Here is a 13,339-nt window from a genome sequence, read left to right on the forward strand (position 1 = left end):
GTCGGCCTCCGGCCTAAAAACAATGCGACGCCGGTCGTCATCAAGGTGATGTTCGATCTGCGTCGCTTCTTGCTCCGTAGCATCGAGGGAGTCGAGCAAGAGTGGCAATGGGTATCGCGACTGCCATGCCCCCAAAATAACTTCCGCAACTTCCTTTTAACCCACAAATTCTTCTGAAGAGCCCTTTTATTAGCTGAACGTGCTCCTGTAGAAGATCAGCGACGACTTCGTTTTTGAGCTGGATTTAGCTTCGAGGGCCTCGATCTTTTTGTCATTCGCGTTGTCGGGCTTGGGCTTTCGGCCCGGCCGGGCAAACGCGGCGTCTGCGTTGTCAAAGAGCTGCTTCTGCCATTGGTCGATTTGCATGGGCGGTAAACGTTCGTCGAGATCGTGTCATCGTAAAGTCCTTCTTCGGACAATCGAAAAATTCGATCAACGGCAAACTCCAGATTCAGCTGAAGCAATACAGGGTTGATCAACCAAGAGAAAAACCGCCCGTCGATTGTATTTCGACAAACGCTGAGGAAGAACTCGGTTGTACGCACTTCGCCTACCGATTATCGCGGTGGATGACCGACATTTGTTGGAGTTGGCGTGTTCCGGGATTCTCTTGCCTGACCGTAATGCGGATCGCTTCAGGGCGTGCAGTGAAGGGAGCCGAGGTATCTCGTTCCAAGAAGTCATCGACTCCGCTGACGCCGTTGTTGTCGATGCCGTCGGCCCCTTCGTCGGCGTCAACGACTGTATTCACATTCCAAAGCACGCCGCCGTGATAGGAAGCCGGAACTCGCTGCAAGAAACCGTCTCTCTCGTAGGCCGACGTGTACGTATCAAACGCAGGTTGAAAAAAGACGATCTGGTCATTGTTATCGACGATAACGCGTCCCGATTTGAAAAGGGACGACGGATAAGCGTGAATCGCTAGCGTCGGATAGGTGGTAGCCGTCGGATCCAACCCTGAAAACTCGGATTGAAGTCGGCTGATCGGAACCGAGGGACTAGCGGTGAACGCCGTATTACCCGCATTCCCCGCCTCATTGAGTGCCAGCAATCGGGCTTGCCATCCTCTGGCCGGTCCGCCTGCCTGCATCAAGTATGCCAGATCAACAAAGCCACCTCCGTCGATCCAGCCAGTCGTCGATTCTTTCAATGCTTCACGAAATCCGACATCCGAAGGTCCAACCACAAGATTGTTCGTTGTCAGCTTGAAAGGAGCGGATTTGTCAAAGATCTGAAGGTCAAAAGCGCGACAATTGCTGGCGACGAGATCTTCTCCAAGTCGATCTCCTGAGAGCACGAAATCGGCTTGAAGAAACCCACCATGCTCATTCTCTAAAACGATGGGATCCTTGTTCGTTGAGGTATCAACCGGACGTAGTAGTGGCGGTGTTCCGTCCACCGGCGTGTTGATTAAGAGGCTTAGTGGAGGTTCGAGGGCCAGAACCGGCATCGAAGTATAATTCGCTCCGAAGGGTTTTCGCACATGTGCAAACCGATTGTGCGGCTTTGACAAATCGGCCAACGAGTTGGCGAATACTTCACCCGTTGCGTTTCCGTTCGAGTCAATCCCGCGTCGCAACGACAGATCACACATCTGATGAACGTCAGCCATTGCCGTTAGCCAATTTGGAACCGCGGGCATAAGTGGTGTATAGGGAATTCCTGTTATTGTCGCTAATGAATTCAAGTCAGGACGAATGAGCAGGACTCGTCGATAGAGCGACACACGATCCGGCAATCCATCGTCGTCCAAATCAATGATCGTCCCCGTTGCGTCTCGATCAGCATTGGCAAAGTAAATAATCTCTGCGTACTTGGATTGGATGGAGACCATAGGAGCATTCGGTACTGCGGCGGCTCCCGTTAAAACATAAGCTGGCACTTTTCCGGTGAACCAGGATCCTGGTTCTGCTACCGCCGTAAACGCCAAATAGTCATCCAAGTCGCCATAACGGGAGGAAACGGGTTGCCCTTTCTCAGCGACATCCTCTTTAACGGTATCACCAAAGATCGATGAAGTCGCATTACTCATCGGCCCTTCGTAGTACAAAAAGTAGCCAGCCTGATCGAGGCCTCCCGTATTGGGTTCGAGTGTGACGGTGCATCGGCTCAATTCATCTCGAAGCCGCGTGGTGACATCGCGAAGTTCGTTCGTCAGTCCCACATTGCCACGACTATCACGCACACGTTCGCCAACAAACGCAAACGCGCGAGCGAGTGCCGCCATCATCAATAGCGTCACCGCCATCGCGACGAGCATCTCGACAAGCGTAAAGCCGGATCGTTTTGTCATCGTCGTTCGTCGGGTTGGTTGATTCATCGTTTCGTGTTTCTATGAAATAGTGTTCAAGTTTATTACGTCCCTTACGTCCCCCGGCGGAGAGGTCGTGCCGCTTTTAAGTGCTTGTTTTACAAGCGTTTACGCTAGGTGCACCTCCCCCGGCGCAGCCGGGGGAGGTCGGTGACGCTCTTAAGGCGTTCGCGAGGGAGGGGGCCGGTGCGGCACTCGCACGAAGCAGATCGCGTAGGCCCCCTCCCGAACGAGGCTTACGCCCGTTCGACCTCCCCCAAGCTTCGCTTGAGAGAGGTTGTATGTTGTTTGCCATGTTGCACTTGAAAGCGGCACGACCTCCAGAGCCGGGGGAGGATCTAAGTCGCGTTCCCACATCATTGGTAAAACCGTTCAAAAATAACTGTATCACGAGCATTCAGGTCTTCACCTGGTTTGAAGCCGACCGGAATCGAGCGATCGACAATGAACATCGCCTGGTAACGTTCGTTCTCACCCGTCGACTCCTTGTATTCTGCACCCAAACGATTGACGTCATTCTTGTCGACTTCAAAGAAGCCGAGCGTCAAACGCACCAAGAAGATTTGCGAGTTATCCGAAACCAGGTTCGGCATCCGCATTAAGGTTTGGTATCGCATGAAGGGATTACGAGCCCGATCACGGTGGAGCGAACCCGTCGGAAGTTGACCTTGGTCTCTGACAAACATCGGCGGCAAGGTTAGCACACCGCCGTTATTAGGATCGTTTGACTCGAGAATGCCAGAGCCACGCATCAACGTCCCGTTTACTCCTCGTCGACGTAGCAGATCGGTTGCCGTCGCATCACGCAGTGCGGGTGCATCCTTTGCATCGAGCGTGTTTTTGAAGACGCCCGCAAATTGGGTCGGGAACCGGTGGTCAAGTTGGTCTGGCATGTAATTGAAAGGGCCGGATGCTGCCGTCACTTGCGTCATCGCGCCACCAGGAACGGCATACCCGCGCCGACTGTTCAAGAACGACTCAAACGACAATTGAGTCGCTGTTCCCGAACCTGTTAACGATGAGAACTCAGCAGGATTCAGGTGGCCCTGCATCAATCCGGCCCAGACTGGAAACTCGGCCAAGGTGTTGAGATTCACCGTGCCTTCACGGAGGTTGTCGAAGGTCAAGTTAAATGGTGGCAGTAGCAGGGACCGCATCTCGGCGAGGTCTGTATGTGCCTCAAGGCGGCTACGGTTTAGATACTCCACTTCGCCACGATAGCGAGGCAATGTATGAACGAAATCGAAAATTCTTGCAAAGTGGGCCGAATCGGCACTGTCTTCACTATCGTGGAAGAAGTTCAACAGATGTCGAAACGTTGCATTGAAAACGGCCGGATCTTCACCGTTTCCGGTGGTCGGGTAAACCGCAGGGTTTGCTCCACCGGGATCAAAGCTAAACTCTTCAAACAGCCGTCCTTGTGAACATGCCGGGACCATCATCAATTCCAAATGCGTTGCGTAAGGACGGTTCAGCCAAGGGTGAATGGCGAACGGAATGATCGGTAAGCCGCGGTCTTGGCCGATTACGTTATTAGCGGTCATGCCCTCACTGCCGATGGTCGTTGCAAAACCGACAAACCCAGGGTTCATCGTTGCGGCAAGCGTTGGTGTCACCGTCGCAGCCCAAGGCAACGTGTCCGTATTTAGAAAACCAAAGGAACTCCAAATGTGAGCACTCGCAGGCGTTGTAGAAAACGAAAAGTAGTCGAGTGCCGCGTTATCAAGCGGCAACTGCGGTCCCGAGAAATCGGTCTCGTACGAGTACAACGAATTTCCCTGTATCGGTGCGCCCGTTACCCGTTTGACAAACCCGTTCTTTTGACGACTTCGTCGGGCGTAGGTTTTTGGACCACTGTAATCGGTATCGCGGTCTTCTCCATTAAAGATGGTCAGATCGACGTTCATCCAATCGACGGTGCGGTAAGGATTTGTAACCGCATTGTAGGGTTGCAATGGATCGGCCAATCGCTGCAGAAACACGGAACAGTATTCTTCAATGGTACCTAGTTCTAACTCCTTACCATCATCGGGCAGCCGATCAATGTCGATGTCTAAGGGTTCATCGAGAGCGGTGTTGCCACTCGTCGAAAAATCGACATACGCATCCGTTAGCGCATAATCAATTCCACCTGCACCATCCAAATCAACGGTGCCGTTGAGGGTCAACATTGGTTCCGGATAGTAGTTCGTACCATTGGGAAGCGGTTCGGAAACATTCAACCCAACCACATCATCGGCGAACACGTCGTCCGCTGATCCCCAGAGCGTCGCTGGCCTCGGTGCCCCAATCACCAACGAGGAAGCCAGGCCAACGAAACTATTTGCCGCCATCATGTCGGGCGTCAAACGGCCTCCATCGTGTCGATATTGGAGCAGTCCGCCGCTGGTTGCCTCGAAGCCTTGCTCGCTTGGTACTCCGGGATAAGCCCCCACATTGAACTCTTTTGAACCGAGAACCGTCGTGCTCCTTGGAGCTAAACACAAATATTGGCCAGGCTCTATCGTTCGGTTGCTATTGAACGCAACCGAAGGAGGTGGAAAAAACACCTGGTTTGCGTTCATTCCCGTGATGACATTTTCAGCAATCACTTCGTCGATCAACGTTAAAGAAGCTGCTGGGTCGACGGCTGCATTTCCAAAATTGTTAAACCAAATGAATCGGTCGTAATTGAGTGTCTCTGTTGAAGTGGGATCGAGTTCATCGGGGTCTCGCGGTTCGAACGAGGCGCTATCAGGCAGATTGGCTCGAAGCCTCTCTGGGTTCGCGTTCTGTTTTCCCGATCCTGCAACATGCGGTTCACTAATGGCAATTCGCCACACCGGAGCACCGACCGTCCCACCAGTTTGCGGAGGAGCCAGTCGATCGAGGTCGAGAAAATGCTCGCCAGTCCCCGTGGGAAGTAGTTCGTATAGCTCTAGCGGAATTCCCGATTTGCTGGTCTCGTCACCCAGTGTGCTGGTCGTCGTCAAGACGTTCGTTGCAGGCCGTGGACAATACAATTCCAAAAACAGTGAACCTTCAGGGATTCGGATTTGATCCGTGTCGTTGTCGGCCGGTGTATCTCCCAGGTCATTGCCAGTTGTGTCGCGATCGGTGTCGCGACAACGAATGTCGTGAAAGGCCATTGACTCGGTCAATACTAACTCAGGTGCTTCGACGCCCCAAACCACGGACGTCGTCGGGGGACTCCAGCCAGTCGCGTCAAACGGATTGGGATCGTAGGGGAACCGAGTCATGATCGAATCGGGATCGCGATAGTCAACCACGTTCACCGCCCACTGGGCAATGCGTCGAGCCTTGTAAAGAGCAGAATCAAAACTTGCCGGAGGCGCACCAGATACCGAGGGGAAAGCAACACCGTCATTCGTTAAAGCCATCATCAATGTATACAGATGCCGAGCCAGGAGCTGGCCCGGCTGCACGGTCGTTTCACCAAACGTATAGGTCGGCGGATTTGACTGAAACTCCGTGGGGACCACTTGTCCAGATCCAGGCGACACGACAAACGCTTCGGTTTCAGACATCGCTTCAAACGGTTCGTCAATCACCCCGTTCCGCTCGTCCGCTTCGTCCACGTTTCCATCACCATCATCGTCGACGAGGGGAGTCCCCAGATCATCGATCCCATTTCCGAGCGGACGATTGATATCCAGTTTGCGACCAAGTCGAATCTCTGGTGCAATAAGTTGAGCGATCTGAGCATTCGTCAACGTCGATCCACCCATGAGTTGCATTGTTTTGACGAGGGCAACCAACGGACTTTCTTCGGTCGAATCGATTGTCGGTAGCGAATCGCTTGACAGACTGCGAGTCGTCAATGCCCGAGAAAACTCTTGGTGGCTTTCGATCAGTTGCGCGACGTGATTTCGCAAACGCTGCGGCAGGACATCGGTATCAAACTCGGAGGAACGCAAGATCGCTTCGAGTTCGTCGAGCGTGAACATTTCATCGCCGCTAAGGCGGCCCGTCGGATCCATCTCGTAGGGGTCGTTGACCGCTTCATTGATCGTCGGCTCGATCACCGTCGTCGCTGGGTCATCAAAGGCAATGATCCTACCCGATTCGGCTGCAACCAAGTTACCGCCTCGTCCGATTCCAATCCCACCGCGTCCGAAGGGATCGATGGAATAGCCGTAGCCGTTCCCCAACAACTGAGCTGGAGGGCGCGGCCCGGTCCGCAAAACATCCAACGCATCCGCGTCGAATTGACCTGGCAATTGTGTCGCTCTGCCAGCGTCCCCCACCAAGCGATCGGTTTGTATCGCCGCCAACCCCGTTTCAATGCTCGTATCGGCGATCAAACCCGAGTTCGAAGTCATTGGGATCGTGATCTCGGCAGGCCCATATCCAACGCCACGAAATATGGTCGCGTCGTTGTTCGTGTCGTTGAATGGATAGCGTGATCCCGCCCATTCAGCTCCATCGGATCTCATCGCAGCGGTTTGGAATTGTATTTGAGTATTGCCGTGGGCATTCACATTCAAACGACCACTAAGATCTTCGATCATCGGTGCAATCATTGGACGCAGCAATTTTCCCTCGGGCGATAGGATGATTGGCAAATTGAGGTTCATCCAAATACTGTCGTTCTTGCCGTCCCCGTCATTGTCAACGTCCCACTCGCCTCTCACCAAGGATCGGGCGAGTTGATCCAAACGGAAGTGAGCACTCGTAAAAGGGGTATCGGCCGCTCCAATCAATCGAATCGGAGTGCGAAGAGCAAACTCGCTGCTGCCGCCATTGAAGTCCTCGGCCATCGCGACGCTACTTGAACCAAATTGGTAAGCGCCAAACGGTAATGGGCGGAAGGTGCCGCGAGCCAAACTCATCAATAAATTGCGATAGTCATCGACGGTCGGGTCGGTCGGGTCAGGCGATATGGGATCGGCGATGACCCAGTCATACGACCCGTTTGTATTCGCTTGGTTCAAGATGTAATTGATAACCGATGGCCGATGGAATGACGGAATCACATTGCCTTGGTAATCCCGAGCACTCAAAAACCAATTATTGAAATCGGCCGCATCATATCCTTCATCGAAATCGCCTACCGTTAACGATTTATTGACGGTTTGGCGAAGATGGTTCGGTTGGAGCGCCATTGGCAAATCGCTGAAACCAATGTTCGCAGGTATCCCAGCGACAGTATCCTGTTGTGGTGCGATCGCGGTTGCCGTCACGGCGGTTCCGTCAAATCCGACCCCCTTTGAATTTCGTGGTACACCATTCAAGTGCAATGGATAGCCGGCGGTCGTTTCGTCAGCAGGGTTTGCATAAAAGAGAGTACGGACCTGCGTGGGTGTCGGCGACAGTTCCAAACCTTCATCACCATCAAGCTCGATAAAAACGTCGTCGGTGTTCAGCGAAGAGGTACGGTAGATCGACCGTAGAATCCGATAGGTACGATTCGCCAGCGGTCCTTCTTCAAACGTAATCAATCGTCCTGTCAGGACGTCATCGTAGGGTTCGTCAATGATACGCGTGTTGCCAACTTGCTGAATTGGAAAACGGATAAACCCACCGACCGTGCCACTGTTGAAGTACGCTGGCCCTAACGCAATGGTGCTGCCAGCGACGATACCTTCGTGAGCATCTCTACGTCCGTAAAAATCACTCAACAAGTCTTCCCCGTAAAAGGGATCGTTCACGTCCCCGGTCCCACGAATCAGCGTCATCAGCGCATCGTCGAGGAGCTGGTTGGGCTGTGGCGCGTGCGTCGTCCGACTGGCCATCGCGAAGGCGGATTGTCGCGATTGGTTGCTGAAGACCAGGTAGGCTGCTAACAGCAAACTGAAGAACGTCAGCATGCTGAGGACGACGAGCAAGATGATGCCGGATTTGGGTTGGCGTTTCATCGGTTTGATCCTATGAGAGGATTTTTTCATTTGGCTTAGATAAGATGGTGTATTGGTTGATTGGCGCAGGTGCGGTGACAATCGGCTCGTTACGTCCTTGTCAAAAATCCGCGAGCGATATCGTTCGCTCGGTTACCGAGACAACACCGTCCATGATCGTTGCATAGGTTGCAAAATTCCCGCCGCTGTGCGGACTGGCATCGAACGCCCAATCCGGTCCCGATAACATCACCGTCCGTTTCCAAACCTCGGTACCCGTCCGCCCGCTCGATGATGGGACGGTGATTCCATCGACCTCGGTATCCGAGGTCGGGACGAGACGCTGTGCCTCGGCATCGGTCGATACGACGCGGTACCAACGATGGACTTGACGTTGAGCTAACGGCGAAGCGGGAGACGTCGTTGGACGCAGGGTTCGCGAAAGCATGACCCAATCATTCGAGCGAAGGTTTGGCGTAATGTTTCCCGTCCAAAGCAGCGTAACCTGGCCTCCCGAACCGCCTGTGAAACCAACCGAATTCGCCACATAGGCAAGACGTTCAGATTGGATGTTCGATGCCGGTTCGACCGTATCATCATTCGGAAATTCTGTCACCCGATCTCGATTTCGCAAAACCACAACCGACATCGACGCATAACGACTGGTCTGGTCGGGGTCGACGGTAACGATCCAACTGTACTCACCCGTCGGAACACTTCGGCCAAATTCGACACCATTACTCACGGCCGTCAATCCGTTTAGCGATGCGGGTAACGATCGATCCTTGGGACGAACAAAATTGATATCATCGAATCGTTCGACAAGCGTCCGAGCGACCTCCAGTCGTTGGTTGGCCGTCAAACCCAACGCAGGCAATCCAAGACGTGCCATTCTGGGTTGGTTAGCAAAGCCCGTCGTGGCTAAAGAATTCGCCGTGGAAGGATTTAGCAATGGATCGCTCACAGCACCAAACATCGGAAAGACGGCGGCATTAAACGAGCCACTCGATGGTGTACCCGATTCGGTCTGAATTGGCCGATCTGCGATAAGCAATGGATCGACACAGAACGGTTCCACAAACACAAAATCCGTCCCCCCAACATTTTGAGTGGTCCTTGTAAAAGCAGTTATCCCGTCGGCCAAAGCTAAAGTGCCGCTTGAAATCAAGTCTCTCGCCAAAATCTCATCGGCAACCGAATCCGCGACAGCCGCTCCGACCGAGAAATCGATCGAGTCTTGCGCACGGTGTCCGGCCAATGGCAAAATCGACATCAAACCGACCAAGCCAATCAAGATCACACCGATTGAAAAGACCACTTCAATCAGCGTCACTGCCAAGCGACGGCGTGAGCCGATGGGGTAAGCTACAGACTCGTTTCCCGACCCTCCCTGGCTTCGCCGGGAGGATGAAGCGAAAGGTGAAACCGCTATGGGCTGCATGAGAGAGACGATTTCGGATGTGACCGCTATCGGCTCGCAGGTGAAACCTTGAGGCTGGTGTTTTGATCGTTGTTGAATGATGGGATTGCTCATGGTTTTTATTCGATTTGCACCGATTGGACGGCTAACGATCGGGCGTCCGCTAGCGCAGAATCATTGTTGGCGATGTCGACGGGGTCGACATCGGATAGGTAACTCAAGTCCGTTCGATCGGCGACATCCGTAGGAATGCTGGCCGAACGTACCGACGCAATTGGCGACGCGGTAATCTTTCCTGAGTTGGGATTGATCATCAACCAAACGGAATCCAGATTCATTAAGTTGGCTGTCCCCTGACGATCTTGTTGATAAAGATCTTCCCCCGCCGGGATCACTCCATCGGATTCGCCAAGACAGAGATAGATCATTGATAGAGGCGTCGACCCGCCTGCGGCAAAGACGCTACCGCTTGGACCAAAAATAATGTCAATGTCAGAAGTGGTAGATACAGGATTAAACTGATTTCCCGTAATTCCAACGCCTGAATAGTTGAGGTCGATCGCAGTTCCGCGTGGCAACGCTAACGTGTTGGATGAGGAAGGAACGGGGCTGCGATGGATTCGAAACTTAACCCTGTCTCCGGCCGAATTGAGTGCACCGCGGGTCGCAGTCGGAAACGTGTTGGCACCGCCAAGGACGCTCTGTTTCATCTGTAGCGTCAACACGACAGAGGCTGTCGGCGAGACCCCCGCCATTCCCGAAATCGGAACCATCCGCCCGCCAGGAAGTTCGAGTAGATCGCCGATTTGAATGGGTGGCGCGACGGCGGGGCCCACGCCATTGATGATCTGTGAACTGAGTAGCAGCAGTGGGCAATCGGCTGCAATAAACTCCGCTTGATTAATGGGCGACCCTTTTAAGGTTGCGTAGGCATTCGATGCGTCACCCGAGTAGGGAGGCACCCCCGTCAATTGGCGAAGTTGCACCGAGGCTGCTTGTCCAAACGCGGTTGCGGTATCGAGTCGCTCAATCCGTACACCGACATATCGACCTTCCGCGATCGCTCGGCTGCGAGCCACGTCGAAGAAAGCAATGATGCTACGTGCGGCTCGTGACCCCTTTTGATCCTCAATCAAACCTTTGGCAGTAGGCAAGGCGATCGCAGCCAACACGGACATGATAAAAAGGACGATAAGCAACTCAATCAGCGTAAACGCCTTGACCATGATCCGATTTCGGTAACGTCTAAACATGCGTCTCATTATCTCGACTCCTGTAATGCGAAGTTCGTGATATTGTCAGCCAGCACGGGGTCACGGTCTGCGGAAAGTGGTTCGCCGATCAGACGACGATTGGTTGCCGATCGAAGTATTATGTCTGGATCGTTCAGGCGGATGAACGACCGCATGTAGGGATCCGGTACGATGTAATTGAACGAACCATCGCCTCGTCCAAGATACTCGGTTGTTCCCATGTTCTTTGCGTCAACCCGCCACTTCCAAGCCGAGTTGACATAGCTAAACGTGTCCAAGCCAGGGTCTTCAGGATCGGAGGGGTCATCGATCGTGCGATAGGGATTGAACGCGATACCAAACTGACTGTCTTCGCCAGCGGAAATGATCAAAGGGCGTAGTGACCAAGGAAAGACGCTGTTTTGTGCCGTATTGACGCTGACTGCCCGTACGACGGCATCGCTCGATGGTGTCTCGCTCTCGGTAGGGATATCCGAATAAGCGAAGTCGGACCGAAACAGATCAAACTCGTCGGGAACGGTCACATCCAACGATCCTGTGGGATCGTAGTAGCCAACCGGCCAACGGACAAAACCGATCGGTTGCCCCCATCCATCCAAGATCTCGGGGATTCCGTCCCCATCGGTGTCTCCCGTGTTCGAAGATGGAATCATGTCGATCGCAGGTGTCCCCCCCACGAATGAAGTCGCCATGATCAAATACAAACATTCGGCGCTTTGGTTTGTATAAAAAAGCGTTTTTTCAGGCTCGGCCGTCGGAAGCGTCGCAGGCAGTCGACTTAGGTAAGCCGTACGCTTTGCTGAATCGATGGAAGAAACCACAACCGGATATCGGCTGTCCTTTGCGGTTCGGGTGCCAATGATGTCACCTTCTTTAATATTGGGCGGAATATCCACTTCCGCAATCTTCACTAAGTTCGCCGCAGCGCGGGGTTGGATGGGACCGTTGTAAATGTCGCTATAGCGATCGGGCATCTCCATCCGCTGTAAATCTCGCAACATTAAAAGTCGCACGCGAGCTGCCTCTACGGCTAAAACTTCGCGGCTCAGTTGCATATCCGCATCCGTGATCCCTTGGCTCATGTCGACGATTTCCACTGGCAACGGACGGTACTTGAAACTCTCGTACTGTTCCTGGATCACGCTATCGATGGTCGCGATGATGGTTCGGGTGCGAGAGGTTCGGGCACTGTTGGTGACCCCGGTGACGGCCGTCATGACCATCGCACTCATCACGCCGATGATGATTAAAACCACCAAGATCTCGACCAGCGTGAAGCCAGTTACCGATCGTCGGTTTCGTCTAGCGATTGGAGGCCAGATCATTGAAGCTCTCCCTCAAGCGTCGCTGCTTCAATAAAGTTGGTCGAATTGTCCAAGTGGCCGTTGACCGCAGTTCTGGCACCATCGTTCGTCCAGTCGCGATCTTGGTAGCCCCTGCCGCCAAGGGAAGGGCTGGGGAAAACCAATCCTTCCGGAGTCGTCGCGGAGACCTCGGGGCGAACGGGACGTCCAGTTTCGGTAACAAAATGAACGGGATTACCCAAGTCGTCATTAACAATCGCGCCAAAGACTCCATCGAGCCCCGGCGAAATAAGCTGGAACGTATTCGGATTGTGGAACGGAATCGCTGCGAACGCTTCGGCCACCGTTGCGTAATTAGCGCCCGTTGGTGGTTTCGCAGCGAGTTCAGTTTTATAGGGGCGGATGCCTCCGACACTAGCGAGACCAGATAGATAACCGTTGTAATCCCCGCCAATGTCGCCATACGTCCGCGAGTCGAAGTAAACGATCGGCGATAGCTCATCGCCACCCGCCAAATAGACCGGCAACAGATCCTTGCCACCGTAGAGTTCCGGATTGGTGTATGCGAACGATGTTTCATCGGTGCTAAGCATTGGATCGGTAGCGCTGGCTCGGCCAGCCGTGACGCGGGTCACGTCAATGTCGAACAGAGCGTTGTCGCGAGTCATGTTGACTTGGTAATTGGCCAAGTCGGTAAGGTCAGCTGTTGGCGAAGGGATCAGCTCCAACGGCCCGCCGGGCCCGGTGATCGGAAACTGAACGTCATTACTGAAACCTCCCAAGAAGAAAACCAACGCTTCCCCTCGATCCATGGCGACCGGCGAAAAAGTCCCTACCGTGGTTGTGTCCAGAGAATCATCTGTCATCAATTGTAGAATAGTAAAATCCTGGGAGGACATACGCGGAAACAGTTTTCGCATGTGCCGCTCGAGCACCGCTTTGCTGCTGCCGTCCGGTGGGTAGTCGCCGTATTTTTCCTTGTAATGCTCGACCGCTTGCGCGATCGAGTTGAGTTCCAGTTTCAATGCTGTCTGCCTAGCGGTCCGGATCGATCGCATGACCGCGGGGACGGTGATGCCTGCCAAGATCCCGATGATCACGATCACGACGAGGATTTCGACGAGGGTGAAGCCGTGTGGTTTTCTAGTACGCATGGGATCGGTTCTCAAAGGAATAGTCATTGGGAATTTGTCAGTTGGTTTTGGGCCACGAAT

The 13,339-nt window shown here is 53.6% G+C and carries 7 protein-coding genes; all 7 read right to left on the bottom strand.

All coding sequences use genetic code 11. The features are described from left to right. Positions 1-189: 189 nt before the first annotated feature. The 7 genes from Q31b_RS27835 to Q31b_RS03345 all read right to left on the bottom strand — a co-directional run bounded on the left by Q31b_RS27835 (position 190) and on the right by Q31b_RS03345 (position 13,279). Entirely contained in the window at positions 190-366 is a 177-nt protein-coding gene (locus tag Q31b_RS27835) for a hypothetical protein (RefSeq protein ID WP_197170829.1), read from the bottom strand. Positions 367-550: 184 nt separating this feature from the next. Further along, positions 551-2,293, bottom strand: a complete 1,743-nt coding sequence (locus Q31b_RS03320) for a PulJ/GspJ family protein (protein ID WP_231617267.1) — start codon at positions 2,291-2,293, stop codon at positions 551-553. Positions 2,294-2,667: 374 nt separating this feature from the next. After that, positions 2,668-8,169 carry a hypothetical protein gene (locus tag Q31b_RS03325; protein ID WP_146598209.1) on the bottom strand — a complete coding sequence of 1,834 codons (5,502 nt, stop codon included), beginning with the start codon at positions 8,167-8,169 and terminating at the stop codon, positions 2,668-2,670. 100 nt (positions 8,170-8,269) lie between these two features. Next, the gene (locus Q31b_RS03330) at positions 8,270-9,682 is read right to left on the bottom strand and encodes a type IV pilus modification PilV family protein (protein ID WP_146598210.1); all 1,413 of its coding nucleotides are present in this window, start codon (positions 9,680-9,682) and stop codon (positions 8,270-8,272) included. A 5-nt stretch (positions 9,683-9,687) separates the two neighbouring features. Next, a complete protein-coding gene (locus tag Q31b_RS03335) occupies positions 9,688-10,830 on the bottom strand; it encodes a pilus assembly FimT family protein (protein ID WP_146598211.1) in 1,143 nt (380 codons plus the stop codon). Beyond that, positions 10,830-12,146, bottom strand: a complete 1,317-nt coding sequence (locus tag Q31b_RS03340) for a type II secretion system protein (protein ID WP_146598212.1) — start codon at positions 12,144-12,146, stop codon at positions 10,830-10,832. Before Q31b_RS03340 ends, Q31b_RS03335 begins: the two co-directional genes overlap by 1 nt. Then, positions 12,143-13,279, bottom strand: a complete 1,137-nt coding sequence (locus Q31b_RS03345; protein ID WP_231617268.1) for a type II secretion system protein — start codon at positions 13,277-13,279, stop codon at positions 12,143-12,145. The genes Q31b_RS03340 and Q31b_RS03345 overlap by 4 nt, the downstream gene beginning before the upstream one ends. Positions 13,280-13,339: the final 60 nt, after the last annotated feature.

Origin of the sequence: Novipirellula aureliae (assembly GCF_007860185.1) — a bacterium.
GTDB classification, from domain to species: Bacteria; Planctomycetota; Planctomycetia; order Pirellulales; family Pirellulaceae; genus Novipirellula_A; species Novipirellula_A aureliae.